We start from the raw sequence: 24,493 nt of genomic DNA, 5'->3' as shown, positions 1-24,493 counted from the left end.
CAACAAAGTTCGTAGTATTAAATTTTTAAAAATCCCATTTTTCTCTTAGGGATACTTTAAACATTTTTAGAATAGCTAATTATGAAATAGCTTCAGGTATAATTATTCTTTCTTATAGGATTATATTGTTAATCTCGGTGATTATTTAATGTGTAATATTAGGATGGTTTGCAGTCTTGTTCATGGAGTGATATAGGTTGATGAAATTTTAAATAATACCCAACAGCTTTTTCTTTTTTACTCGTGATGGCATGGCGGTTCGGACAGATGATCCATTTGCTATTTTATCTGCATTTTCTCTTAATTGGTGATATTGGTCACTCGCAACCATTTGTTTCACTTGTTTCCAAGCTTTCGATAATTCGTATTTCTTTGGCTCATTTGTATCCGAACTAATAAAATGGACTAAATTATGATCTAATAATTGCTGTGTGAATTTTCGTGTCTTTTTGCCCTTCCTACCTAAGATGCTTTGCGCGCTCACTAATACAAGCACACCATTCTTCACCATATTGTATAACTGGGTAGGGTCTTTTTGTATCCCCTCATTCCGCTCCGGAAATACAAGTACGGGTTTGTTATCTTGTAGCTGCAGTTCATAGCATAGTTGATCCATAAAATGTGGAATATGCGAATCTACCAATTCAAGGAATAAATAATGGCCTTTATGTTTCTTTACTCCTCTATTAATGAGGTCATGGATACCTCCATTTACAGGAAGTGTTTGTGCGAGAGAAATTTTAAGCATTCCTTGTTGCATGGACTCCACTACTTCATCTACATGGGAATATCTCTCATCCGTAAAACTCCCACTAATACGTGGAATAGCAATGAAGTTCGTTACACCTTGCTCTTTCGCCTTCTTTATTAATTGTTTTGCTTCATATTCATTTGAGGTGCTTTCTCTGTTTATCGGAAGTAAGTATGGACTTATATCGATCACTAACATCTTCCTCCTCTTTTCACTCACTGTATAGAATCTCTACTTTTGTACATATTTTAAATTAGCATATCACAATTTATTCCATATTGATAGTTCAATTGTTCTCATTTTATTTACATTTTCATACCAACTCATAGGACTTTATGCCGTATTTTGTAGATTATTGGCGGGATTTGTTGTTATGGGATAGACCTCTATTGTATTAATTAAAAAACTCGCATGACTAATCCTAACGATTGTCGTACGAGTTTTTGAATTTGCGACCTTTTAAGCTTATTCTTTTGCCTTATTTTTGTCGTTGAGCGCCATTATAAGAGTGTACAAAGAGAATAAAAATATCGGAATTCCTAAAAGAGCATACCCGGCACCTTCAAAACCACGAACCTCGAATGATACAAATATTAATACTGCCACAGCAACAAAACCAATTATTGAAGGAAGTATGGATAGAGTATAATTAAATTTCTCCAAGAGTTTGGTTGCTAATACCATTATAAGGCCAATTACTATTCCTAGACCAAAAGGAACATATACCATCATAATATCCTTCACTCCTCTTTTAGGTTATCTCTTATATCATTTCTTAATAATAAGCAGCATTTGAAGTTAGTTATCCCAGCTTCTTATATAATTCATATAAATCTAATAATTGAATTCCAAGCTCGCTATTAAAATCCCAAGTGTCGGTAATAATCCTTGGATATGATGGGATATGGCTTTTAGATTCAATCATTAGTTCTATATCTTTATAGAAATTTTCAAGTTGATTTATTGTCCCATCTTTACCTTGACCTAATTCGTGAGCTTTAATTTCACATTCCAACTTTATTTTCGCCTTTTCAGCTTCGTTAATAAAGTTTGAGGTGTTATTAAGTCGTCTAGGTGATTTATATACCATTGTTCTATTCCTCCAATTAGTTGAGGCTAATCAAATAAACACGTTTACTGAAACTCTTCTATTTTTTAAAAATCACCTCTAAAGTAGACAAAGCTGTACAGGTGATTTACTTTCTTCAATATCCTCTCTCGTATTAAATCTATTCTGGTTGCGGGATGCTTCAGTCAAAGTGGTAATAATATATATTTAAAAAATACTATGATATTGCAGGATAATAAATTAAAATAAGTCTATTTTGCAATATCACTCGAAATTAACTTCCCATTAATAGGATTTACCGAGAATCTCCTACCGTAGAAATCAGTTACAAAAACATTTTCACCATGCACCATTAAATTTTCATAAGGTAACGGATTCTTAATAGAGTGATCATCTATTGCTTTTCGAATACGCCATTTTATTTTTCCTTCGCTACTTACCCCAAAAACATTGTTTAGATATTTAACGTTATATGGGACTTCAAGCAGTACAATTACTATAGTATTTACTTCCTTCACAAAACGAATATTATAATCAAAGACTAGCTTTATATTATTTACTACTAGTTCTCTATTATCATAGCTATATTTAATTGGCATTTGCCCACTCCCTATAGTTAAGGCCTTATTTAAAAATTCCTCAATAGTTTGTAAATCTAAAGTATATAGCAATCGACTCATAAACAAATTCTCTTTTACTAATTTTCTAAAATATCAACCTTACTAACATCGCCGAGTAAAAAACCATTGTCTCCCTTGTATCAATAGTATCACTTAAAAACTGTCTAGCTCTTAATGCAATGCCAATGCTCATAAAGACTCTTTTTTCTTAATAAATTATTATGGTGTACCTAGTAAACCAGGGCTTATTTGTTCAATTCTTACCCAATCAAATAAACAATTTATAGAAGTGCTATTACTACATTTAATTTTTACGGAACCCTCTTCCCCAATCTCTTTAATATCGAATTGCTCAATCTCATTAATAGTTCCAAATGAATTTACTTCCAAGTTTTTCACATCAAAAAATGACATTTCAATATATACTATGTCCCATTCACTCCATCGTTTAGGTTTATTTTTGACAATCTCTTTAGTAGATAATTGAATAAATAATGTCGGTCCATCACTATTTATTTGGACATTCAATAATTCAGAACCTTTGAAATTTGGCATACTTCCAAAAATTCCAGTAAGTGCTTGAGGATTCATTATCCTACTTGAGTTAATCATGTATACACCCCTTCATACAAAAAGCACTTGTTATCTAAAGGCCATCAAATGCTGAACGATAGTCTCATAAAGTGATTTAACAAAAATATCATTCATCATATTTCCACATCTTATACTTCGTCAGTCGTAGCGTCATCGTAATCCTGCAATTCTTCCATAATTTCTTTTAATCGGTTAATATTATTTATGAATTCATTGTAAGAAATTTCCTGATAGTTAAAAATCCCCTCACCGTATTCATTACTATCAAATATTTTCAGATTAGCATTTAACTTCAATAAGTTATCAACTAACTCTTTTAAATTTTCCATATTATCAAGATCATTTGCATCCGTTTCGGCAAAAAAATCTTTGTTTTCAATTTTGGATTTTATCTCTGTAATTCCTAAACCAGTGTACCTTCTTAAGAGTAGTATACACTTATTAAATGGACTATTAGGGCTTATATTAATTGCTATTTTACTCATCTATCTTTCTCCTCTCCATTAAAATTCTTCTAAATAGTTCGATTAACAGGTATATAAGTGCATTTTTACTATAGCTTCCGTCATGCCATCCCTTTAAACGTTCTCTGCTAGTTACAGGATAAATTAATTCTCCTCTATTACTTATATGTGGATAGTTCATAGCATTGTAGGTATGGTGTCCAATTATTGAGTGCCCGTTGTATTTAGTTTTTTTCCCTTTTAAAATCTCTTGCATTTGTTCATTTTTTTGGCAATCCAGTGCTTTACGCTCATATGTTTTTAAGTAGCATAAATTTGTATTATATTAATAGACTCATAAGTATCCTTTAGATTAACCTCATTATTTTTCTACAAGTTGTCAATTGCTTCTTGAAATATATCTATTACATAGTCATCAAATATATTATATCTTGGACTTAAATCTGTTCCCTCCCTTCCCCAACTAAAAACTCTACCATCATTATTATCTGCACAGTACATACATTTAACAAATTCTCCTGAGTCCTCTATAACAATTAAGTTCATATCCAATCCTAATTTTCTCCATCTCTCTGTTGCATCTACTACAGATGCTCCTAATTTACCCTGAACACCTTCAAGTTCAACTCCACATATCCCCCCCGAACCATATTTTTGTATAAATTCGCGATAACTTCGAGGAAATTGAACTCTTAGTTTTTCTTCAGCATTATTAATATATTTTTCTAATACTTCTCCAAAAAAGTCATCTTCTTCACCATAATTCTCAATCATTATAATAATTCTTTCGTCCATAGATTAAACTCACTCCTATTATTCACTAGCACGCATTTCCCAATAGTTAACTCTAAAGTTATTATACATTTTTTCCAACTCTGCATTATTCCTAAAACTATTTCCTTTTTCAATCAGATAGCCAAATTCTATCAAATTAGCCTGCTAATTAAATAAGAGAACCTTGAAAGGCAGTTAGCCAATCAAGGTATATGTAAATAATGTTGTTATTCTAGACTGTTCCTTTTCCATATATTTTCTCCTTCCGTTAAAAACATTGCACTTGGCGGATCATCATAGAGAGAGATTTCAACCAATGAGCTTCTTTTCTGTTTTAACCAATTATATACATTGCCTTCATTTGTAGATGGATATGATAAAATATCCTTTACTCGGAAAGCAGCTGCATTATATTCCGTATAATTTGTATCACTCTCATCTAATCCATTGTCTGTTTCGAAAACTGTGTCTAGTTCACCGATAATCTTCAATCCACTTTCCCAGTTTAATATAATGTCACTATCTTCATATTTTATTAATGTTCCTATTAAAGAATCATATGCCATTTGTATCCTACTTTCTTTAATTTTTATAGCCTTGAAGGTACTATCTTCGTGAGCTATGAATTTTAGTAAAGCATCAATCATTTTATCAAATGCATAAATATCTAATAAAAAATTAAAAACACTTTTTACCTATATAGGCAATCAAGTGCTTATAGTTAATTCTGTATCATAATCCTGAACATTACTGAACTGGGCCCATAAATTCAGTAATAATAAGAATATGTTCCTTCAATTTGACTTTTTTTAGATTCTCTACTTTTTCTGAGCCACCTAAACCTAATAAAGGGGTGTATCCAAAACACTCGTCATAGTTAGGAGCACTGTATTTACTAATACCTTCAGGATAAGGTTTCCACATTAATTCATCGTTCATAAAGTCATTATCTTTTAAGTCTTCAAAAAAGAATTCAAATCCGGATGAAACAACATTAACATACCCTTTCCTAAAGTTTAATAAATTTATATACTTATCTTTTTCCCATACTATAATATCACCCATTGCGGTTGTAAAAATAGGAATCGCCTGCTCAGCCTTAGATAACTTCTCTCTAAAATATCTAAATAATCGTCTGGATTAATAACTTTTAAAAAGTCATTTGCGAAAGTACCAAAACCATATTTTTCCATGTTTTATTAATTCTTCAGGAAGTCTACCCTTATATTTTAAAATAACATCTTCATCAACTGTTTCATGTTTTATAAAATCGCTAAATATAGTTTCCAATTAAGATTTCCTTCTTTGATTATTCAGTTAATTCCAGATTTAAATAAGTATTCTTTAGCTGTTCAGGTGACATATTCTTCGCAATTTCTTAAATTTGCTCCTCAACAACATCAATTCTATATTTCCATTGTGAACCTATTGAGGAATTTACTCTTTTATCACCTAAACCTCCAATAATGTCTGCTCTTCCTCCAGCTATTTAATCTGGATTATGAACTGCTGCTTTTGTTTCCAGCCATTCTGAAGCTTGCTTTGCCGTATTTGCTCTGGAAAGTTCTTGTTTTCGCAGTTCAGTAATTTTATCTTTAAGTGCTTCTTGTCTAGCCATTTTTTGAGCTGCATTTTCTTCTATTGCTCTACCTTCAGCAATATATCTTTCTCTATTTTTAGATACTCGTCAACCGTTAATTCATTTATATCTTTTTCTTGGTCTTTCAATTGTCTTGCAAACTCTTCAGAGTCATGTATATCATTTCTTTTAAAATTATTTTATTCTTGGTAAATCATCTAAATACTTTACATTACCCGCACCCTATGTTGTAATCTTAAATTCAAAAAGGAAAAAAACACACCTTCTAGTACCTTACTAAACTACTTCCTTCTCTTGTACTATCGGCAATTTATAGGCTGTTTTATGTTTCATCATGCCATAAACAATGTTCACAAACCTTCTCATTATGCACACAATGCTTGTCCCTTTGTTTTCCCTTCTTCCAGCTTACGTTGGTAGTAAGATAGAACACTGCGTTCTTCGGCAGCTTACTTCCTTTTGCTACTTGCACTTACTGTACTGCTAAATTGTAAAATAAAGCGTGAAGCGCCCGATTTCTCTGTTAACTTTTATGTTCCTTACCTTTTCCACCAGACCTAAAGTAAACAAGCGCAATCCCCGTAAATCGTGCTAATTTGTTGGCATTTGGAAAGCGTCTCACATCACCTATCTCCACAATTAAAGCAGAAGCTGTTACGAGGTCAATACCTGGCATCGAGTCTGGTTGAAGTCTAATAAACTCATTAACTGTTTTTTATTCGCCTCCCACATTGTTCATTTCCTTCTTTTAAACGAAATGTCTCGGACGATACTTCTCACAAGAAAGTCCGTGTTTATTGGTTCTTTTGTTGTATTCCCATCTTCGTTCACTAATCTAAATATTTCACTCCCTTTTATCACGGAACATGTGTTGTTGCTCACTTTTAATAAATAGCTGGGATAATGATGGCTCAATTAAATATGCAGTTGATTTCATCTTCTTGATACTTCAAGCTGTATCCATCTCTTACCTGTCCTTGAGTCGAGACTCGTAGATACCAAACAATGTTCAACTTTTTACCCTCACGTTACGAAAATTAAAATATATGTAACGCTTTTTAAACGAATAGCGAGTATTATACGACCATCCCTAGTAAAAATACAATCCAATATTTACGAGCCAAAGTAAGTAAAAAACACTCTTATACGTTACCCATTATTTTTCGCCACGAGCATGTATGATCTCGTTAGTTTGTAGCCATTACATATCGTAAGTACCCCTGCCATGTAAAATGTCATCTCGCCTATTTATCGTACTTGTTATCTTATCCTACTTATAAAACCAAACTACATGATGGTACTACCTTCATGAGCTTTTGATTCTCAAACAAATCATTCTCTTATTTTCTCACTTAAATATCAGCTGATTTAATATAAATTAAAATAAAATACCTTGAAAGGCATTTAGCCAATCAAGGTAATCGAATTCATTCAAACTATTTATATATTTTAACTGTGCTCTTTATGAAGACCTTTATAATAAAAAATCTAATTAGCTGTTACTATCTCTTTCTTCTATGAATTCTAAAAACGAATCTTGCAGTTCTCCTTCCGTATCAATAGAATCGAGAAGTAATTTAGGTTCTAACGAACAATTTTTTAAAGTCGAACTTCCATCAATTACACCTAGCATGTTTGAAATAGTATCAATCATAGTTTGTTCAATTATCTTCATTAATATATCTTTATTTTCGTCAGTTAAACTATCGTAAAAACCAATAGCTTTTTTTAAATAATCATCTGTTTTAGAAGTAACATTCGTTGTTTCATACAAGTCTTTGTATATTTGAAGGTTCTCTTTAATGATAGACTCATAAAGTGATTTAACAAAAATATCATTCATTTTATTTCCTCATTTCTGGATACATTTTTTTGTTTAGTTCAATAAGTTCTTTTAAAGCAGAATTCGGTATATCATCATAGACTCTTCTAAGTTCCCTAATATCTCTTGCCAATAACTGTCTAGGATTATCTATTCCTTTTGTACTTCTAGAAACTATTCCATTAGGTCCTTTAATGGTGTGCCCTACCTTCGGAACATTAATTGCGGGTGCTGTATTTAAATCATAATTATCTACTAATTTCTTCATTGCTGCCTTCTGTCCTGCATGATGGGCATCAAGTCCTTCTACTCCCTTAATATCTTTATATGCTCCAACTTGATATTTACCCGCACCCTTACTCGTACCCCTAGCATCATCTCTAACTCCCAACACTGGGTTAGCTGTTTTACCTTTAAACGGTAGGAGTAATAAGGCGCGTTCAAAGCCAGCTTGTTGTTCCTCTTCACTGATTGGATTACCGAATATATCTCGTCCCGTAATGAATTCGCTAAAGCCATTGGCTGAGGCTAAGCCATACAGTCCTCGTTCTGATGTTTTTAGTATATCAAATGCCTCAGTTGTTTTGTAGGCGTTTAACACATTATCAGCAGCCGAGAATGTTTTGCTAGTTTTATAGATAGCGTGTCCGCCTTTTGCTGCTCTCCCTGCCCATCCGACAAATGGAATAAATCCTGCAGCTGCCAATGCGGCTGACGTCGCACGCTGTCCATCTGTCAATACTTGACCTGTTACCGGATCGACTCCTGTTGACGCACGTTTCATATCGTAATAACCTGTTACTTCTCCAGTGAAGGTACAGATTGTGTCCCACGTTTTCTCTCCAAAAGAACGATTCTCTAACTCTCGTGCTCTTTCCAATTCATCTTGCCAGCTAATATATTTGGCAGTAATCTCTTTTGCTTCTTCTCTCGCTGTATGTACGTCACTCTTTTTGTATGCCTCCTCATTAAAGTACAGAGGATTTACCTCGCCTCCTTGTGAGGATGCTTTGTATAATTCAGAAATTAACCCTGCAATGACATTTTCATGGTATTTAGACTGTTCGTAAAACTCTAAAAGTGTTTGATCAAAGTTTTCTACTTTCTCTTTTGTTTCTTTTCGCTTTTTCGTAGCCTCATCGATGTGTTTGTCAAACCGCTTCGTCGAATTCGGTTCCAAAGAAACAATATCACTAATACCAGAGAAAATATCTTCTAAGGCTTGCTCTTGGCTATCTACCATTTGCCGTGCTCGCGATTCACTGTTCTTTAAATCACTTTCAAGGAAAGGAAGATGGACGAGCGTTTTTCCACCTAAATCTTCATCGTCTGCCATTCCTTTAATCCCTTTGAAAAAAGCTTCCTGTAAATCGATGAAATCAATCCAAGAATTGACCACATCTATTTGAGCACGATAAAAGCCTTTTACCGAGTCCGCAGTCTTTCCTTTAAAGTCATCCAAGTCCACGATGTCCTTAAAAGAAGTCTTCAATTCCTGAAATTGGTCACGAAGCAACCGGTATTCTTTGGCGCGACTCTCCATCGCTTCGACTAGTGTTTTCGTCTCTAATGTTTGGGTCGTACTCATTTTTTCCCTCCTTATCTCGCAACCTAGGAGCAATCCACTATTTTTTTTAGAAATGTACGGAGTGTTTGTATTTTTAAAATCATTCATTAATATACCAGAAAAAGAATGGAGAAAAATGACTTTTAACAAAATTGGTTAATTTACCCTATTAAGTTGAATTCTTAACTACGGAAAAAGAATTAGCTAGAGATGAAGTACAGGACATACTTACTAGCTTAAAAAGGAGTAAAAGTTACTTGAAGCGAGGGCAGATGAGGGAAAACAAAAAAGCATCCCTACATAATAGCAAGGATGCTCCAACTTAATTTCCATAATAATAATACTGGCCTTTTTTCATTACACGGTCATTTAATACCGCTCCGAGTAATTTTGCTTTACCAACTGTTAGCAATTCTTTTGCTTTTGTCGCTTCATCATACTCTGTTTGATTACTACGAACAACCATGATTGCTCCATCACACATATTAGCTAAAATTTGTGCATCCGTTACAGCTAGCACAGGTGGTGTATCGAAAATTACCAAATCATATTGAGATGTGGCCAATGCATGTAAATTTTCCATCGATTTCGATCCTAGTAATTCAGATGGGTTTGGAGGAATTGGACCACAAGATAAAAGTTCCAAACCTGATACATCACTAGGTGTTACTGCGTCTTCCAAAGCTGCTTCTCCTACAAGGACACTACTCAATCCTTTTCGATTATCGAGACGAAAAGTATAGTGCAAGGTAGGTTTTCTCATATCTGCATCGATTAACAGAACTCGTTTTCCTTGTTGTGCAAATACGATCGCAAGGTTTGCTGTTGTCGACGATTTACCTTCACTCGGTCCAGCAGAAGTTAAAAGAATCGATTTCAAATCTCCATCGACTGATGAAAATTGTAAATTTGTACGTATTGTTTTATATTGCTCCGCAATCGGGGAATGTGGATTCATTTTTGTAATTAAGTGTCTTGCTGTTGTATTCTTAGACGGTCTTTTTCTTCGCGCCACCGTAATTCCCCCTTTCCATTCGAGCACCGGACATCGGTACAGTATGTCCACGAACTAATTCACTTTCTTCGATATGTGCAATAACACCTAAGATAGGTAATCCTAATTTATCTTCAACATCTTGCTCTGTTTTAATAGAGTTATCTAAGTATTCTAATAAGAAGGCAATACCAATACCAACCATCGCACCAAGAACAATAGCAATGGCAATATTTAATAAAGGCTTCGGACTAACCGGAGTCGGGTTAGCAGGAACGAAAGCTTCTGATAGAACACTTACGTTATTTACATTCATGATTTCAGGTAAATCTTCACGGAAAACTTCTACCGTTGTATTCGCTATGTCTACCGCAACTTTTGGATCGTAGTCAGAAGCAGTCAACGTTACAACCTGTGAATTTTGCGAGCTAGAGACTGTGATTTTTTGACCTAAAGCACCTGCCGAAATCGTTAAATTCATTTCATCAACGACTTGATCAAGAATTCTATTACTCTTTATAATATCGTTATATGTATTAATAATTTCAACATTCGATCTAATTTGGTTAATATCTACGTTGGATTGTTCACCAGCTTCTTGGTTAACAATAAACTGCGTGCTCACTTCATAGCTTGGTGTAATAATAAAATAACTGATAATAGCACTAACTGCAGCAGCCCCAACGATCATTAAGATAATAAGTACGATACGTTTTCGTAAGACCTCGAATATTTCCTTCAGTGATATCGATTCTTCCATTCTCTGTAACCTCCGAATAGTTGTTCATAAGGGGAATTATAACATAACCCATATGATTGTAACATAAAACTTTCTATTTGGTCATAGTAGTTTCGAAATATTTACATATATATTTGGAAACTTTAGGTGTATGACACGTACTAGGCGTCCTGTATTTCTTCTAATCTATAGGGATATATACTAGTTTTCATTTTTAATTACCATAAACTAAAGATATTCTAGCATATTTTCATGGTATTTACTTCTATTTTTTCAAAATGAATCATTCTACTTATTAGACTGCTATTCTATATATGTAAGATTACTTATTTAATAGAAAACCACAAGCAAAAGACTGCCTGAGAGTTTGAACTCACCAGACAGTCTTTCTTTCGCGTTGTTTAGTTAAATAACAAACCATCTGTTTTTCAGTGCAAATAACACTGCATTCGTACGATCCGGAACATTCAATTTTCTAAGTATAGAGCTTATATGATTTTTCACCGTCTTATCCGTAATAAAAAGCTGTTCGCTAATCTTTTGGTTACTATATCCTTCTGCTAGTAGCTCCATAACTTGCCACTCTCTGTTTGTAAAAATACCAACCGGTCGCTGTGGCTCTTTTGATGTTTGTTCTCTATAAGTACCTAATAAAACACCTGCTAATGTTTCATTTACAAATGGTTGACCAGAAATGATACGTTTGATGGCATGTACCAAATCCTCCCGCTCCATACCATTGTAAAAATAGCCATGCAGATCCATAGAGAATAATTCGGCCATATCTGGTATCTGGATGGCGCTTGTCCTCCGTCCATACGATTACTTTTTTGTTTTTCTCTAGGTATTGTTGGATAGCAGGCATTAAGTTTATTTTAGAATCAATGTCAAATATAACTAAATCTATTATATATGCATCTAATGCCTCTATATTTCCCGGTGTCGTAGTAACCACGTCGTAGTTCGGGAACTCGACCTCCATTACACTAAGAATTCCTTCTAAAAAAATCGATGGTTCTTTCACGATCGCGATACGCATTAATATTCCTCCTCAATTTTACCCTTAGAAAAAGGCTAATCCCTTGATGTAAGAAATAGCCTGCATTGAAGAATATGTCTTGGCGGCCAGGCGGTCATAGGTAATAATATATACTTTACCCTTAGACCCTAGGCTTTGCGTCCTATCTTTTCAAATAGTTTGCCTTTTTCTAAATGTATCGTTTCACTTCTACCATCATAACTATTATTGACAAAAATATCAACTAGTTATTACGAATTTTCTTTGAAAATGTTAAATTTACATTTATTTTAGCTTTTTTTGTACTTTTTTATCGAATTATGTGTCGAATTAGCACATTTAAGTAGGTATAAAGTACAGAACATTGACCTGTGTCCCTATAACTAAAATAGGTATTGTGAAATAAAGCACTTTAAATTTATGGATATTACCCTAGTTATTTGTAAAGAAACAGGATATTTATATCTAGGTAATATGACTTTGTTATGCTGGAATTTTTATAACTTATACTGATGAAAAGACAGAATTCATACTGTGATACGTATAAGTTAAAATGACTAGATAATGAATTTAATAAGACAAAAGGTTTATACATGAGAATTTGTATTCGTTCAGTAATGAATAATAACAGGTGCAAGTACAAGATCAGATTCAGGTAGCTCAATATCAGATTAGCTAGTTTAATATTAGATTCGGAACACTCAATATCGGATTATCACGTTTAACATCAGATTCTCACTTTTAACATTAGATTCAACACGCTCAACATTGGATTGTCACTTTTAACATCAGATTCAACACGCTCAACATTGGATTGTCACTTTTAACATCAGATTCAACACGCTCAACATTGGATTCAAACCAAACACGGAATATCGATTCTATTTTTTTAGGAGGATTTACGTACTTCTTGTCGAATAGAAATATTAAATCATAGAAAGGAAGATTGATAGAGTTGATTTTAAAAGCACTGTCTAAGCCGGAAAGTCTCCATCGCCTCCAAAGACTAGTCATTCGATCACACGATCCGTCCCCTTACTTACAGGATTTACGTAATCGTGAGCAAGGATACAAATATGAATCTGAATTACAATTTTATTTAAGTCGTATCCTGCATCTATTCCACTCCATCCCCTTCGTTATTTTATACGATGTAAGAATCCCAATAGGTAACTCCTTCTTTCAAATTGATTGTCTTCTTTTAACTCCCAACTTTGGTCTAATTATCGAAACGAAAGGCGCCTCCGGGAAAATGTCCTTCTCTCAAAATGCTCACTTTTTCCATTATGACAAAGGTGAAATGTCCAACCCTATAGCTCAGGCTGAAGAACAACGTGACCAGCTCCAGAATTTTTTAAAGCTGGATGACTATCCGATTCAATATGTAGTTGGTTTAGGACACCCTAATGTTTTTGTTTCTACGGATGAGAGTAGTGAATGGGTACGTGAGATCGTAGTACCTTTTAATCTACTGAAAAATGTTATCAAAAAGTTATTCGAGAAATATGACACACAAAAAATGGAAAAAGAAAAATTAATCAATCTAGGACATTATATAAAATCACATCATAAAGAAGAAAGAGTATTTTTCAATGTTGATTTCTCTACCATTGAGCCTGGAGTGATTTGTCCAGAGTGTCAAAGATTAAAAATGGCCCGGGATAAATTTAATTGGAAGTGTGTTCATTGTGGATTTACTTCTGTTGATGCACATTATGAAGACATACTTGATTGGTTTAGTTTTATGGGTGTAAAGAAAATTAAGAATAAGGAGTGTAGAGCTTTTCTTCATTTATCTAACCCATCTACTTCTTTTAACTTATTAAGGAATTGTTCGTTACTTGAGCCAAGGGGAAAGAATAGAGGGAGATACTATGTATTGAAGGAATAGGGAGTTTTATTTAGGAATTAGATGCGAGTTATCCGATTTTGGTACGGAGTTATCTAATGTTGACGGGAGTTATCTGATTTTGCTGGTAGGTTATCTCATGTTAATTGCGCTAATCCGATATTGGAACGTTGTTATCTCACGTTAAATCGAGTTATCCGATTTTAACGCCTCATCTTAAGACAAAAATAGACCCAGCCTGAGCTGGATCTATTCCCAAATCATTAAGCATTAGCCGAGTTAGAGAAATAACGATTTTTTAATCTCGTTGACATGATCTCAAGTACAACAGCAATGGCTAGGATTGCATATGTGATAAAGCCTACTTCTCGTAAGTCAAAGTAGAATCCTGATGCCATAAATAATTCGAAACCAATTCCACCCGCTCCAGCTGCTGCACCCATCGCCACAGCTACAGAGAAGTTGATTTCAAATCGCAAGAATGTCCACGATAACATATAGGTAAATGTGGAGGGTACAACCCCGTGAATGACGATATGCCACCAGCTTGACCCTGTTGCTCGTAACGCTTCGATAATACCTGGATTCACTTCCTCAAACGATTCTGAAAAAGCTTTTACTAGATACGCAACAGAGTGGAACAACATCCCCAATACAGCAGCTTCACTACCTAGTCCCGCTGCGATTGCAAAAATAAGCACCCAGAGCACAGTTGGAACTGCGCGAATATAGGCAACAAGCATTCGCACAATTTTAGACACGATTGGTTTTGATAAATTCTCAGCTGCCATTAATGCCAGGAAGAAGGCAATAATAGCACCTAGTATCGTAGCTAAAAAACCTAGACCTAGAGTAATTCCTACCTGATGGATTGCCTCACTGAAGCTAAAATGGCTAAGTGCAGGCTCTAAAAACATCACTTTTAAATTGTATGCTGTCTCTGTTATTGCACGTTCCCATTGTAAGCCAGTGTAGTCAAAGAAGAAAAATGCCATCACTGTCAATAGCGCCAATATCCAAATCGTTGACTTTATGACGATATCTACTTTATTTCCTGATCGTATATTGATTCTACCATTGCGTTTTCGTTTGATAAGGACAGGGACAGTTAATTGATTAGATTCCATTACAAAATCACTCTCCTTATTTGATTGGATAATAACTCAATCAAAATAACAGTGACGACAATCGTAATCGTAATTAATGCTACAACTTGATAGTTCATACTTTTATAATACAAGTCGAACATCGCTCCAATTCCAGTTCCTGTTAGAATTCCAACCAAAGTCGCACTACGAATATTTGTTTCTACCATAAATAATATCCAACTCAACATTTGTGGAAGGCTTTGCGGGATTACAGCTTTGTTAACAATGTGAAAGTAGGTGGCTCCAGTGGCGGTTAATGCTTCCACCGAACTTTGGTTAGCTTCATCAATTGACTCGATAAATGCCCTTGTTAAGAATCCAAGCGTTCCTACAAATAAAGCAAGAAATCCAGTCATTGAGTTTTGACCAAAGGAAATTAGGAGGATTAACGACCAAGCAACAACCGGAATATTCCTTGAAAAGGATGCGATAAATCGAGCTAGTACACTAAAGAAATTATTTACCTTCGTTGTTTGTGAACCAAGTAAAGCAAGAAAAAGAGAGATTACTGCAGCAAAAGTGGTAGCCGCAATTGACATAAAGACAGTCTCCAGAAGCTTATCCATAATACTTGGCATTCTATCTAACGTTTCAGATGTTATCATTAGATTGGAGACCATCCATCCAATTGCTTCTGGTATTGTTAAAACACTATCTAAGAAATTGAAGTTTGTAATTGCTGCAGACAAATAGGTAATCAATAGTATAACGATGAATATGATTGTAATTTGTAATTTATTTTGGCGCATCTTTTTTTCATTCATTGTTTACCTACCCCTTAAACCGTAATTAACTCCCGCTTTTGGATCCCATAAATGGATTCAATCCTATCTTCGTACAGCATATTACTCGGCCCATCAAAAACAATTTCTCCTTTATTCAATCCAATTATTCGATCCGCGTATTCCTTCGCGACATCAACTTGGTGAAGGTTAACGAGACACGTAATCCCCATCTCATTGGTAATCTTTCGCAAGTAATCCATAATTATTTTTGAAGAATTGGGATCAAGGGAAGCGATTGGTTCGTCACATAAAATTAACTTTGGTTCTTGGATAAGTGCACGACAAATCCCCACTCTCTGTTGTTGACCACCACTTAACTGGTCACAACGTTTATACGCATGGTCTGCAATGCCTAACTTTCCTAATAATTCGAAGGCTTTTTCCTTTTCATCCTCCGTAAATCGTCCAAGAACTCCTTGTAGTGTTGATTTGTATCCGAAGCGACCATGCAATACATTTTCAATTACGGTCAAACGAGGAACAAGATTATAATGCTGAAAAATCATACCGATATTCGTTCTAAGCCTACGTAATTCACTTTTTTTCATTGAGCCAACATCTTCACCATCAAACACTACATGACCCTCACTTATATCAACCATACGATTAATACATCTAAGCAACGACGATTTTCCAGCTCCAGACGGACCAATAATGGAGATAAACTCTCCTGATTCCACTTCAAAATTAATATCCTTAAGAACTTTCGTTTGTTGGTTATAGTACTTGCCAAGACCCTCTACTTGAAGTAGCGACATTTTCTGCACTCCTTTTTTTGAATTGCGTATTTTGGACACTTCTACTTTTTGAGAAAAATAGAGTATGCAGGGGGGTGCATACTCTATTTCTTTTGCATTTTACTAACCTCTCGCTATATGCTACTGGAGTTCACGGATAGGATTAAACCACTCGTCCTCAACTGGTACGAAGCGTTCATCTGCTGACTTAGAGAACAAACCTTTTTCTTCTGAATCGGCTGGAACAAAAACATCCTCGTTATTAGCCATTTCATCTGATGCAAATAGTTCCTGTATCACTTTAAATTCTTCTTCGCTTAATGCGTCTGTATTGGCTACGAACGGTGCGTTCAACACAGGCGTAACACTCATCAACACAAATTCTTTTCCTGTTACTGTATTAAATGGTTCTGCAGCATCATCGCTAACTTTATAAACCGAACCAACTGTATTTTCTTCGCCATCTACAACTTCTACATAATTTTCCACACATGTATCACAAAATGCTGCGATATCAGCATTACCATTTATTAAGTTAACCGCTGAGCCTTGGTGTGATCCGCCGAATAAGACTTGTTCAAAGAAAGGGCCACCTTCCATTAAGTCTTCTGATGCTAAATCTTTATCGTCAAAGTATTCGATAATCGTGGAAGATGGGACAACAAAACCTGAGGTAGAGCTGTTCGAAACGAAGGAGAATCTTTTTCCTTCTATCGTATCTAGTGAAAATTCGCCATCCACTTTATATTCGTCCTGATCATCCACGTTTACTGCTAACCAACTATGGTACATAGCGTCATCTAACGTACCAGATGAACCGGATGGAACAACGATAGGTTGAACAGCACTATTTCTTTCATTCGCTTCTATGTATCCGACGGCACCCATAAATGCTAGTTGTGCATTTTCATTTGCAATTGTTTCAATCGCGATTGCGTAATCTGTTGTTAGATGGTGCTCTACTTCCTTACCTGTCGCTTCAGAAATAGCATCTCCAATTGCATCACGCGCTGTTTTTAAATCGTTTCCTGATTCGTTTGGATACCAAACAATTCCGATTGTATCTCCGTCATTCCCATCTGCTTCAACCTCGCTAGCATTTCCTTCCGTACAAGCTACCAATAAAACGGATAAAGTAAGTAACATGAAGACCAATAATCTTTTCGGCATTTCTCATTCCTCCTACTTTTTCGATAAAATTTGCTTGCTTCAAGCTAGTCTTATTAAAACATAAATTTTTCTTGAATTGCGGAAATTTACCATTTCTAAACAAAGACTTAAGACTTTTTACACTACCTCAATAATCGGTTAATCGGACTCGTAATATCTCCTATATTAATGGGTTCTCCAAACGCTCCATGATAGTCGGTCCCACCTGTCATCACCAACCCATATTCCTTTGCATGGGCTTCTACCATTTGATGATCTACGACAGTGTGGTCCACATGATTTCGTTCGACACCGCCTAATCCTACTTCTACTAACTCCGGAATAATAGAATACGAATCTAATTGACCAGGATGTGCAACAACAGCTAATCCACCATCTGCAACAATTGCTTTCACCGCATCAAACGCATCTGCGTAGACAATATCCCCACTAGCAACTCCATCATTTTTGAACAGCTTTTGATAAAGTTGTTTATATTCCGACGAGTCATAGGGAGCATCTGTTAATTCTTTCATAATATGTTGTTTATAAATTGTTTTGCTTGGCAAAGCTTGCTCGGTAATACGATTGACATCTAGCTCGTAGCCGAGGGACTGAATCTGCCTAATTTGCCATAAAGAATGCTCGTGTCTTTTTTGTAAAATTGGCTCGCAGATAGCTTTTATATGCTCAGCTTTTGGCTGATAGTCGTATCCTAAAATATGAACTTTCCTATTCCTCTTAAAATCATAGGCTGAAATCTCAATACCGGGAATAATCGTAATATCGAATCGCTCTGCTAATCTCGAAATCTCTGGAAATCCGTCCACGGTATCATGATCAACAAAACTAAGATGAGTGATACCTGTCTCCTTAGCCCTCTTTACTACATCGCGAACCGAATCAAAGCCATCCGAATAGTTGCTATGGACATGTAAATCAGCTTTTAGAAGTGTCACTTAAGATACCTCCAACTTCCTCTTATTCATGTCATAAACTTGATCACATAAATTCTCCATAAATTCAATATCATGAAAAATACCAACTAGGGTTGTGCCACTATTCTTTAATTTTTCAATGACCTCTTTAACCTTTACCTTGGATTGTTGATCAAGACTAGCTGTCGGTTCATCTAAAAGTAAGAGTCTTGGCTTTTTGACAGTTGCCATGGCAATATTCAAGCGTAATTTCTCTCCACCTGAAAAAGTATTCGGGTACATATCCCATAACTTCTTATCCAGTTCGAAATGGGCAAGTGCTTTTTCTGCTTCGCTTTGCGCAACAGATTCAGATTCTCCCATCTCTAAAATCGCATTCTCCACAAGCTCTCTACTTGTCGTTCTAGGCATTACATTTAAAAATTGAGATACATAGCCGATTTCATGCTTTCGCAAATAAATCATTTGTCTTTCCGTGATTTTTGTAAGGTCAACTTTCCCAAAACGGTCTGAGTCAAAATAGATATGACCTTGATCTGGTAAGTACGTCCGATAAATACTTTTTAAAATCGTTGACTTGCCGCTCCCACTTTTGCCGACAATTCCTAAAAACTGACCTTTCTCTAATCGAAATTGGATATTTTGAACAGCCTGCCTTGTTGTTTGAAGCTGATGATTCGTAAACGTTTTACCGAAATTATGCACTTCAAGCATTGTCATACTCTATCCCTCCTTTAATTGGTTCGATAATTGGTTGTCGTAATAAGTGAGCCATTGACAATTGTCTTCGTAAGCGTCGGATACCCGTCATCCAAGCGTTCAATAATTAGAATGTCTGCTTTTTTTCCGGATTTAATTGAGCCTATTTCGTCATCCATTTGCACCGCTTTAGCAGGATTTAACGTAACCATTTGAAACATTTCGTGTAAATCATTCCCATGCTTTTCATGCAAGTGAAAGATAGCATGCAGCAACGCTTGCGGATAATAATCACTACATAAAATATCTGCACATTTTTCTCGAATTGCTTCTACTGCTGATAGATTGCCAGAGTGAGAGCCGCCTAAGAGAACGTTCGGCGCACCTACAATCGTATATAGTCCTGATTCTTTTGCTTTTTTCGCCACGTCGAGCGTAATCGGAAATTCGCTAATCGTTGTGCCAAAGGATTTCACCAACTCCAATTTTTCAAAATTATCGTCGTCATGGGAGGCAACTGCAATGCCTTTCTGAATCGCGATATCCGCTACCTCTGAGATTCGTTCTATTGTCATCTGTTCCCGACTTTTCCTTTCGGCAATAATGACATTCAGTTCGTCCTCCGAGACATCTTGATAGCCTCTCATTGTTTCCCGAAATATTTCTAAATCACGATACTGTCCCTGTCCTGGAGTATGGTCCATAAACGATAATAGCTGGACTTTATTGTCCTCGATGTTTTCTATCAATCTATCTACTTCATCAATATTATCCAACTCAAATCTCGCATGTAGCCGATGTCTAATAAGATGAGGTCGATCATGCATACGCTGAATCGCGTCGACTAATGCTTGAACATTCTTTGGTGTACGCATTGGTTTATGAGAGAATATATCTTCTCCGTAAAAGGATAACGAATGAAACATAGTCGTTATTCCATGACTAATTAATATTTTTTCTGCTTCTCTTAAACTAATATCCATATCCATTAAACTAGTTGGTCTTGGAGAGACAATAGATTCAATATAATCTGAATGGATGTCGATAAAACCTGGTGAAACATAGCCACCATTTGCATCGATAAACTGTGCGTCTTCCATGTTGTGTATCACATTGTCTAGAACGATATCCTGAATGATGTCTCCATCAATAACGACGGCATATCCTTCTAAAATTTCTTGCTCCGTTACAATCTTTCCGTTATGGATTACAATCACGTAAATCCCCCCTATAACAATGAATAGACTAACGTTTGCGTATATGGATGAATTGGGTCTTCTAAAATTTGATCGGTGAGACCATTTTCAATAACTTCACCGTTTAACATGACAATTGTTCGATCCGCAAGCATTCGAATGACAGCTAAATCATGGGAAACGACAATCATGCTAATACCAAATTCCCTTTGTATTCTTTTAATTAGGTCTAGTACGTCTGCTTGAACCGATAAATCTAGACCAGTTGTAACCTCGTCTAAAAATAGAACTGGTGGGTTATTCGATAAAGCTTTTGCGATTTGTACACGTTGTTGCATTCCGCCTGAGAAATTCCTCGGTTCCTCCTTCATACGGAATAATGGAATATGGACGGTATCTAGTAATTTCTCTCCTACCATTTTCATATTGTCAACGTTTCGATTTCCCGCTGCGATTAGTTTCTCCGCAATATTTCCGATTGAAGTAAAATCCATTTTTAATCCGTGGACAGGATTTTGATAAACCATTCCGTATTTGTGATTGCGAATATATCTTTTTTTCTGAGCAGATAAAGTCCATAAATTTTGTCCATAAAACTCTTCGTCTTGAAGATACAATTCACCAGATGTAACGTCTGAATCGAAATACAAACATTTCATTAAACTCGATTTGCCACTGCCACTTTCCCCAACTACACCTAAAATTTCTCCAGGATACAAATCGAGAGAAATATCTCTACACGCAAACACCATGCCACAACTCGGACAGTAATTTTTGATTAAGTCTCTCGTACTCGGATCGCTACACCGTCTACAGCCATCACCGAATTGTTTTGAAAGATTCTTTACAGATAGAATTGGTTCTTCAAGCATCAACTGTGCTCACCTCTTCCTGTTCCAATTTGTTTAGTCGATCTACACAATAGCTCGTATCGTTACATTGGTAGATTGTTTTTCCTGTATGATCATCTACTAACTCATCTAAAAACACATCTGTTGCTCCGCATAAATGACAGGCTTCCCCAGAAAAGTCTTCTTTCTGAAAGACATAGTCATCAAATGCTAAAGAAGCTACATCTGTATATGGTGGAACAGCATAAATTTTCTTTTCACGACCAGCACCTAATAAAATCAATGCTTCCGAATGATGCATTTTCGGATTATCAAAACGTGGGATTGGGCTCGGCGCCATCACATATCGCTCGTTAACTAAAACAGGGTGGTCTGCATCTGTACTCGTTCTTCCATATTTCATAATCTGTTCAAATAACATGAGCCAAATTCCGCTGTACTCTTTTTCTGCATGAAGCATTTTGGTGATATATTCTTTCTTTTCATATGTCCTCAAAGGTTCGGGCATCGGCACCTGTAGCACTAAAATTTGATCCTTCGTTAAAGGAATTTCTGGAATGCGGTGCCGTGATTGGATAAGAGTTGCATCCTCTGTTGCTTCGGTAAGTTCTACATTTGTCGTTGAGTGAACAAGTTTTTTAATACTAACGGCGTTAACCGATTCATCCGCTCCTTGGTCAATCACCTTTAAAACATCTTCTTTTCCAACGAGCGATAGTGTCAATTGAAGACCACCCGTTCCCCAGCCACGGCCAATTGGCATTTCTCTTGATGCAAACGGAACTTGATAACCCGGAATCGCAACAGCTTTTAATGTAGCTCTGCGAATTTCCTTTTTGGATCCTTCATCTAGAAAAGCAAAATGTGTTTTAAGCTTTTTCATCTTCCGCCCTCCCTTTTTTCACATTACGCACACTATCTAATTTTGATTGAAACGTAACATAGTGTGGTAATTTCAAATGTGAGATAAACCCGGTAGATTCAACCGAATCAATATGATATAAGACAAATTCCTCGTCATGTGTTGAGAAAGGATTATCTTGATTTTCTAGACATTGATCGAGGATGCTCATCGCGATTGCCTTCGTTTCGTTCTGGCCGTAGCATATGCCATACCCAATTTCAAAATTTAATTCCATTTCATTTCGCTCATTTTTTGTTGTAACTGGAACGAAAGATTCCACCTCGGTCAATTTTACGTCGCCAATATAATACTCATCATCTTTGGCTTCTGTATTTTCGTTTGATGACGCAACATAAATCGGTACATCTCCCACTCGGACTTCGCCAACATTTGGGTGTACTTGGCCATAACCTCGTAAAGACGCGTATCCAAGGGAGGTAACTGCTCCAGTTTGGCCACGGGTTAATATTTGCAGTCGCTCACTGCGAGATGCTGGAAATGCTAAGCTTTTCTTTGTCACATCGTCTGGGTTTTCATTATTTAAAGGATACGTCGGAAATAATCCTTCCTCACGTAAATAGTCCACTACTTTTGGAAAATGTTTGAGTTCACCGTGAGATTCTATCTCTTTTATTTCTTCCATCCACTGATTCGTCCATTTTTCGATATCTGCTTTCGTTTCGGCTGCTAAATCAAAGTCTAGAAGACGATGCGTATAATCGTGTGTAGCACCGAGAATTTGTCCGCCTGGTATGTCTTTAAAACTTGCGGATATTCTACGTTCTACGAACATTGCTTCGGTATTTACTGTTTGACTGTAATAAAGTCTAGGCAATGTTGACCGATGAGCACGAAGTAAAAAGACTGCCTCTTCCATACTTCCTTCTGCCTGTTTAATTGCCAGCGCTGCGAGATAGGGACTGTACAAACTTGCTTCGGACATTACTTGGTCAACAAGCTGACGCATTGTCTTTAATATCGTCTCTACCTCGATTACTTCCTTGCCTTTTAAACGTTCGTATTTAAGGCGCTGGATGGATGCTTCAATTGCATTGGTTCCACCCTTCACGGCAACATATCCCATTAGATAACACCTCCATCTAAAGAAACTTTTGTAGTACGTGGTATACAGGCGAGTGATACGGGATCTGTAAATATGAGATCTATACCGAGTGGGAATTCCTGCACTCTACGGTTTCTCATTTCCAATAACTCTGCAGTAATATCAAGGTGTAACGACGTTGTATGCTTAATACCTGGTCCTGTTAATGTTATTGTTCCAGTTACGCTGATCATATTTTGTTCGATGATCCATGTAGATGAATTTTGTGGGTCTTCCAATGTCCCTACTTTACACTTTTGCATTGCATCTATGACCGCTTCTTCATTTGTACCATTTGGAACGATGATAAAATCTGCATTTTCTATCGATGTTTCCTGAGCCAATGTATAATCTGTAATTACCTTACTTAGATTTTCGCCATCAGAAATCACATGAAAGTATACCTCTCTGTCTAGTAACGTTAAAATTGTAAGAAATGTTGCGTAATGACATGGAAATGGATTATCCATATCTCCTATTACGGTAGAAATTGTTCCAGGTCTCGACATACTAGTGAGTACCTTCCGATATGTCTCTTGAGTATCGTGAACGATATCTAAAGCCACTGCCATTCCTCCCTTGTCAAACTTCCATCGTTTCAAATTGAACTTTTGTTCGTAATATTTGTGCTTGTTTGTGTATTTTTTCTTCTCGTATGGCTTGCTCTTCTGCTAGTAATGGCGCTTCCCAATTTGCTGTTTCTGGTAGCTCCGCATTATATGCTGCGTCAATAATCGCTAAATGTGTGGCTAGTTCATCTTTCATCCCTATAACGATTCCAACGCCAATCTCCTGTTTAATTGCTACTTTCGCTTCGGTTACTAGTACTTCGCCGATATAAAAAAGTGAATTCTTCGCTGTTTCACGTACTTTCATCATCGTTAATCCATATTTCGGTGCGGAGACTTCTTGGCATAGATACTTTTCTTTAATCTCATCAGCCAATTTCTGAGCAAGACTTGGTTTACCTTGTATTAAGATTTCGGTCCTTCTTCTCCTATTCATCGTTACGACCTCCTCCTTCTTGTTCCTATCGTAACTTGTTGCCAAGTTGCTGTGTTTTAAGAAAAGGTAAAGTATTTGTAAAGATAGGAAAAGCGCAGGCGCCTTGTTCAGCCCCGAC

At 36.0% G+C, this 24,493-nt stretch carries 27 protein-coding genes, 3 pseudogenes and 1 riboswitch; of the genes and pseudogenes, 1 reads left to right on the top strand and 29 read right to left on the bottom strand.

Annotated elements, in window-relative coordinates:
• Positions 1-208: 208 nt before the first annotated feature.
• The 17 genes and pseudogenes from GGQ92_RS14245 to GGQ92_RS16465 all read right to left on the bottom strand — a co-directional run bounded on the left by GGQ92_RS14245 (position 209) and on the right by GGQ92_RS16465 (position 12,033).
• Complete coding sequence (locus GGQ92_RS14245) at positions 209-943, bottom strand: CpsB/CapC family capsule biosynthesis tyrosine phosphatase (RefSeq protein ID WP_184250403.1); 735 nt, start codon at positions 941-943, stop codon at positions 209-211.
• Positions 944-1,216: 273 nt separating this feature from the next.
• Positions 1,217-1,483 (bottom strand): YesK family protein, encoded by a 267-nt coding sequence (locus GGQ92_RS14240; protein ID WP_184250400.1) that lies wholly within the window; start codon positions 1,481-1,483, stop codon positions 1,217-1,219.
• A gap of 70 nt (positions 1,484-1,553) precedes the next feature.
• Positions 1,554-1,841 carry a hypothetical protein gene (locus GGQ92_RS14235; RefSeq protein WP_184250397.1) on the bottom strand — a complete coding sequence of 96 codons (288 nt, stop codon included), beginning with the start codon at positions 1,839-1,841 and terminating at the stop codon, positions 1,554-1,556.
• Positions 1,842-2,071: 230 nt separating this feature from the next.
• Complete coding sequence (locus GGQ92_RS14230) at positions 2,072-2,500, bottom strand: DUF7957 family protein (RefSeq protein ID WP_184250394.1); 429 nt, start codon at positions 2,498-2,500, stop codon at positions 2,072-2,074.
• Between the two features lie 159 nt (positions 2,501-2,659).
• Positions 2,660-3,052, bottom strand: a complete 393-nt coding sequence (locus tag GGQ92_RS14225) for an immunity 50 family protein (RefSeq protein WP_184250391.1) — start codon at positions 3,050-3,052, stop codon at positions 2,660-2,662.
• Between the two features lie 110 nt (positions 3,053-3,162).
• A complete protein-coding gene (locus tag GGQ92_RS14220) occupies positions 3,163-3,519 on the bottom strand; it encodes a hypothetical protein (RefSeq protein WP_184250388.1) in 357 nt (118 codons plus the stop codon).
• A 348-nt stretch (positions 3,520-3,867) separates the two neighbouring features.
• The gene (locus tag GGQ92_RS14215) at positions 3,868-4,293 is read right to left on the bottom strand and encodes an SMI1/KNR4 family protein (RefSeq protein ID WP_184250385.1); all 426 of its coding nucleotides are present in this window, start codon (positions 4,291-4,293) and stop codon (positions 3,868-3,870) included.
• A gap of 206 nt (positions 4,294-4,499) precedes the next feature.
• The gene (locus GGQ92_RS14210) at positions 4,500-4,838 is read right to left on the bottom strand and encodes a hypothetical protein (protein WP_184250382.1); all 339 of its coding nucleotides are present in this window, start codon (positions 4,836-4,838) and stop codon (positions 4,500-4,502) included.
• A gap of 181 nt (positions 4,839-5,019) precedes the next feature.
• Positions 5,020-5,562: pseudogene (locus tag GGQ92_RS14205) on the bottom strand (T6SS immunity protein Tdi1 domain-containing protein).
• A 19-nt stretch (positions 5,563-5,581) separates the two neighbouring features.
• A pseudogene (locus tag GGQ92_RS14200) lies at positions 5,582-6,055 on the bottom strand (polymorphic toxin type 15 domain-containing protein).
• 93 nt (positions 6,056-6,148) lie between these two features.
• A pseudogene (locus GGQ92_RS14195) lies at positions 6,149-6,769 on the bottom strand (transposase); the annotation flags it as partial.
• Positions 6,770-7,364: 595 nt separating this feature from the next.
• A complete protein-coding gene (locus GGQ92_RS14190) occupies positions 7,365-7,715 on the bottom strand; it encodes a transposase (protein ID WP_184250379.1) in 351 nt (116 codons plus the stop codon).
• Position 7,716: 1 nt separating this feature from the next.
• Positions 7,717-9,282, bottom strand: a complete 1,566-nt coding sequence (locus tag GGQ92_RS14185; RefSeq protein WP_184250376.1) for a T7SS effector LXG polymorphic toxin — start codon at positions 9,280-9,282, stop codon at positions 7,717-7,719.
• 301 nt (positions 9,283-9,583) lie between these two features.
• The gene (locus GGQ92_RS14180) at positions 9,584-10,276 is read right to left on the bottom strand and encodes a polysaccharide biosynthesis tyrosine autokinase (RefSeq protein WP_184250373.1); all 693 of its coding nucleotides are present in this window, start codon (positions 10,274-10,276) and stop codon (positions 9,584-9,586) included.
• Positions 10,251-11,015, bottom strand: coding sequence for a YveK family protein (locus GGQ92_RS14175; RefSeq protein WP_184250370.1), 765 nt, complete (start codon positions 11,013-11,015; stop codon positions 10,251-10,253). The genes GGQ92_RS14180 and GGQ92_RS14175 overlap by 26 nt, the downstream gene beginning before the upstream one ends.
• 384 nt (positions 11,016-11,399) lie before the next feature.
• The gene (locus tag GGQ92_RS16470; protein ID WP_246384477.1) at positions 11,400-11,714 is read right to left on the bottom strand and encodes a response regulator transcription factor; all 315 of its coding nucleotides are present in this window, start codon (positions 11,712-11,714) and stop codon (positions 11,400-11,402) included.
• Positions 11,665-12,033 carry a hypothetical protein gene (locus GGQ92_RS16465; RefSeq protein ID WP_246384475.1) on the bottom strand — a complete coding sequence of 123 codons (369 nt, stop codon included), beginning with the start codon at positions 12,031-12,033 and terminating at the stop codon, positions 11,665-11,667. Before GGQ92_RS16465 ends, GGQ92_RS16470 begins: the two co-directional genes overlap by 50 nt.
• 78 nt (positions 12,034-12,111) lie before the next feature.
• Positions 12,112-12,207: riboswitch (cyclic di-GMP riboswitch) on the bottom strand.
• A gap of 760 nt (positions 12,208-12,967) precedes the next feature.
• Between GGQ92_RS16465 and GGQ92_RS14165 the strand changes: the two genes are divergently transcribed.
• Complete coding sequence (locus GGQ92_RS14165) at positions 12,968-13,903, top strand: nuclease-related domain-containing protein (protein WP_184250367.1); 936 nt, start codon at positions 12,968-12,970, stop codon at positions 13,901-13,903.
• Between the two features lie 221 nt (positions 13,904-14,124).
• Here GGQ92_RS14165 and GGQ92_RS14160 read toward each other — a convergent pair whose 3' ends face one another.
• The 12 genes from GGQ92_RS14160 to phnG all read right to left on the bottom strand — a co-directional run bounded on the left by GGQ92_RS14160 (position 14,125) and on the right by phnG (position 24,375).
• Positions 14,125-14,988 (bottom strand): ABC transporter permease subunit, encoded by an 864-nt coding sequence (locus GGQ92_RS14160; protein WP_184250363.1) that lies wholly within the window; start codon positions 14,986-14,988, stop codon positions 14,125-14,127.
• Positions 14,988-15,773 carry a phosphonate ABC transporter, permease protein PhnE gene (phnE, locus tag GGQ92_RS14155; RefSeq protein ID WP_184250360.1) on the bottom strand — a complete coding sequence of 262 codons (786 nt, stop codon included), beginning with the start codon at positions 15,771-15,773 and terminating at the stop codon, positions 14,988-14,990. The genes GGQ92_RS14160 and phnE overlap by 1 nt, the downstream gene beginning before the upstream one ends.
• A gap of 14 nt (positions 15,774-15,787) precedes the next feature.
• Positions 15,788-16,552, bottom strand: a complete 765-nt coding sequence (gene phnC, locus GGQ92_RS14150; protein ID WP_184250357.1) for a phosphonate ABC transporter ATP-binding protein — start codon at positions 16,550-16,552, stop codon at positions 15,788-15,790.
• A gap of 120 nt (positions 16,553-16,672) precedes the next feature.
• Positions 16,673-17,701 (bottom strand): PhnD/SsuA/transferrin family substrate-binding protein, encoded by a 1,029-nt coding sequence (locus GGQ92_RS14145; RefSeq protein ID WP_184250354.1) that lies wholly within the window; start codon positions 17,699-17,701, stop codon positions 16,673-16,675.
• Between the two features lie 122 nt (positions 17,702-17,823).
• Entirely contained in the window at positions 17,824-18,639 is an 816-nt protein-coding gene (locus GGQ92_RS14140) for a PHP domain-containing protein (protein ID WP_184250351.1), read from the bottom strand.
• Positions 18,640-19,338 (bottom strand): phosphonate C-P lyase system protein PhnL, encoded by a 699-nt coding sequence (phnL, locus tag GGQ92_RS14135; protein ID WP_184250346.1) that lies wholly within the window; start codon positions 19,336-19,338, stop codon positions 18,640-18,642.
• 14 nt (positions 19,339-19,352) lie between these two features.
• A complete protein-coding gene (gene phnM / locus GGQ92_RS14130) occupies positions 19,353-20,534 on the bottom strand; it encodes a phosphonate metabolism protein PhnM (protein WP_184250343.1) in 1,182 nt (393 codons plus the stop codon).
• 11 nt (positions 20,535-20,545) lie between these two features.
• Entirely contained in the window at positions 20,546-21,385 is an 840-nt protein-coding gene (locus GGQ92_RS14125; protein ID WP_184250340.1) for an ATP-binding cassette domain-containing protein, read from the bottom strand.
• Complete coding sequence (locus GGQ92_RS14120) at positions 21,378-22,247, bottom strand: alpha-D-ribose 1-methylphosphonate 5-phosphate C-P-lyase PhnJ (protein WP_184250337.1); 870 nt, start codon at positions 22,245-22,247, stop codon at positions 21,378-21,380. The genes GGQ92_RS14125 and GGQ92_RS14120 overlap by 8 nt, the downstream gene beginning before the upstream one ends.
• Entirely contained in the window at positions 22,234-23,352 is a 1,119-nt protein-coding gene (locus GGQ92_RS14115; RefSeq protein ID WP_184250333.1) for a carbon-phosphorus lyase complex subunit PhnI, read from the bottom strand. Before GGQ92_RS14115 ends, GGQ92_RS14120 begins: the two co-directional genes overlap by 14 nt.
• Complete coding sequence (phnH, locus tag GGQ92_RS14110) at positions 23,352-23,942, bottom strand: phosphonate C-P lyase system protein PhnH (protein ID WP_184250330.1); 591 nt, start codon at positions 23,940-23,942, stop codon at positions 23,352-23,354. The genes GGQ92_RS14115 and phnH overlap by 1 nt, the downstream gene beginning before the upstream one ends.
• Positions 23,943-23,952: 10 nt before the next feature.
• Positions 23,953-24,375, bottom strand: coding sequence for a phosphonate C-P lyase system protein PhnG (gene phnG / locus GGQ92_RS14105; protein ID WP_184250327.1), 423 nt, complete (start codon positions 24,373-24,375; stop codon positions 23,953-23,955).
• Between the last annotated feature and the right edge of the window lie 118 nt (positions 24,376-24,493).

It is taken from the genome of Gracilibacillus halotolerans, assembly GCF_014206945.1.
GTDB classification, from domain to species: Bacteria; Bacillota; Bacilli; order Bacillales; family Amphibacillaceae; genus Gracilibacillus; species Gracilibacillus halotolerans.
The sequence above is the reverse complement of the archived record's forward strand: the minus strand, read 5'-3'. Positions and strand labels throughout refer to the sequence as shown.

Excerpts from the sequence above, each read along its gene's own strand:
- GGQ92_RS14240 (WP_184250400.1), bottom strand. The coding sequence starts at position 1,483 with ATGATGGTATATGTTCCTTTTGGTCTAGGAATAGTAATTGGCCTTATA.
- GGQ92_RS14115 (WP_184250333.1), bottom strand. The coding sequence starts at position 23,352 with ATGGGATATGTTGCCGTGAAGGGTGGAACCAATGCAATTGAAGCATCC.
- GGQ92_RS14220 (WP_184250388.1), bottom strand. The coding sequence starts at position 3,519 with ATGAGTAAAATAGCAATTAATATAAGCCCTAATAGTCCATTTAATAAG.
- GGQ92_RS14125 (WP_184250340.1), bottom strand. The coding sequence starts at position 21,385 with ATGCTTGAAGAACCAATTCTATCTGTAAAGAATCTTTCAAAACAATTC.
- GGQ92_RS14230 (WP_184250394.1), bottom strand. The coding sequence starts at position 2,500 with ATGAGTCGATTGCTATATACTTTAGATTTACAAACTATTGAGGAATTT.
- phnH (WP_184250330.1), bottom strand. The coding sequence starts at position 23,942 with ATGGCAGTGGCTTTAGATATCGTTCACGATACTCAAGAGACATATCGG.
- GGQ92_RS14235 (WP_184250397.1), bottom strand. The coding sequence starts at position 1,841 with ATGGTATATAAATCACCTAGACGACTTAATAACACCTCAAACTTTATT.
- GGQ92_RS14120 (WP_184250337.1), bottom strand. The coding sequence starts at position 22,247 with ATGAAAAAGCTTAAAACACATTTTGCTTTTCTAGATGAAGGATCCAAA.
- phnL (WP_184250346.1), bottom strand. The coding sequence starts at position 19,338 with ATGACAATGCTTGAAGTGCATAATTTCGGTAAAACGTTTACGAATCAT.
- GGQ92_RS14215 (WP_184250385.1), bottom strand. The coding sequence starts at position 4,293 with ATGGACGAAAGAATTATTATAATGATTGAGAATTATGGTGAAGAAGAT.
- GGQ92_RS14175 (WP_184250370.1), bottom strand. The coding sequence starts at position 11,015 with ATGGAAGAATCGATATCACTGAAGGAAATATTCGAGGTCTTACGAAAA.
- GGQ92_RS14225 (WP_184250391.1), bottom strand. The coding sequence starts at position 3,052 with ATGATTAACTCAAGTAGGATAATGAATCCTCAAGCACTTACTGGAATT.
- phnC (WP_184250357.1), bottom strand. The coding sequence starts at position 16,552 with ATGTCGCTACTTCAAGTAGAGGGTCTTGGCAAGTACTATAACCAACAA.
- GGQ92_RS14190 (WP_184250379.1), bottom strand. The coding sequence starts at position 7,715 with ATGAATGATATTTTTGTTAAATCACTTTATGAGTCTATCATTAAAGAG.
- GGQ92_RS14160 (WP_184250363.1), bottom strand. The coding sequence starts at position 14,988 with ATGGAATCTAATCAATTAACTGTCCCTGTCCTTATCAAACGAAAACGC.
- phnG (WP_184250327.1), bottom strand. The coding sequence starts at position 24,375 with ATGAATAGGAGAAGAAGGACCGAAATCTTAATACAAGGTAAACCAAGT.
- phnE (WP_184250360.1), bottom strand. The coding sequence starts at position 15,773 with ATGAATGAAAAAAAGATGCGCCAAAATAAATTACAAATTACAATCATA.
- GGQ92_RS16465 (WP_246384475.1), bottom strand. The coding sequence starts at position 12,033 with ATGCGTATCGCGATCGTGAAAGAACCATCGATTTTTTTAGAAGGAATT.
- GGQ92_RS14145 (WP_184250354.1), bottom strand. The coding sequence starts at position 17,701 with ATGCCGAAAAGATTATTGGTCTTCATGTTACTTACTTTATCCGTTTTA.
- GGQ92_RS14210 (WP_184250382.1), bottom strand. The coding sequence starts at position 4,838 with ATGGCATATGATTCTTTAATAGGAACATTAATAAAATATGAAGATAGT.
- GGQ92_RS14185 (WP_184250376.1), bottom strand. The coding sequence starts at position 9,282 with ATGAGTACGACCCAAACATTAGAGACGAAAACACTAGTCGAAGCGATG.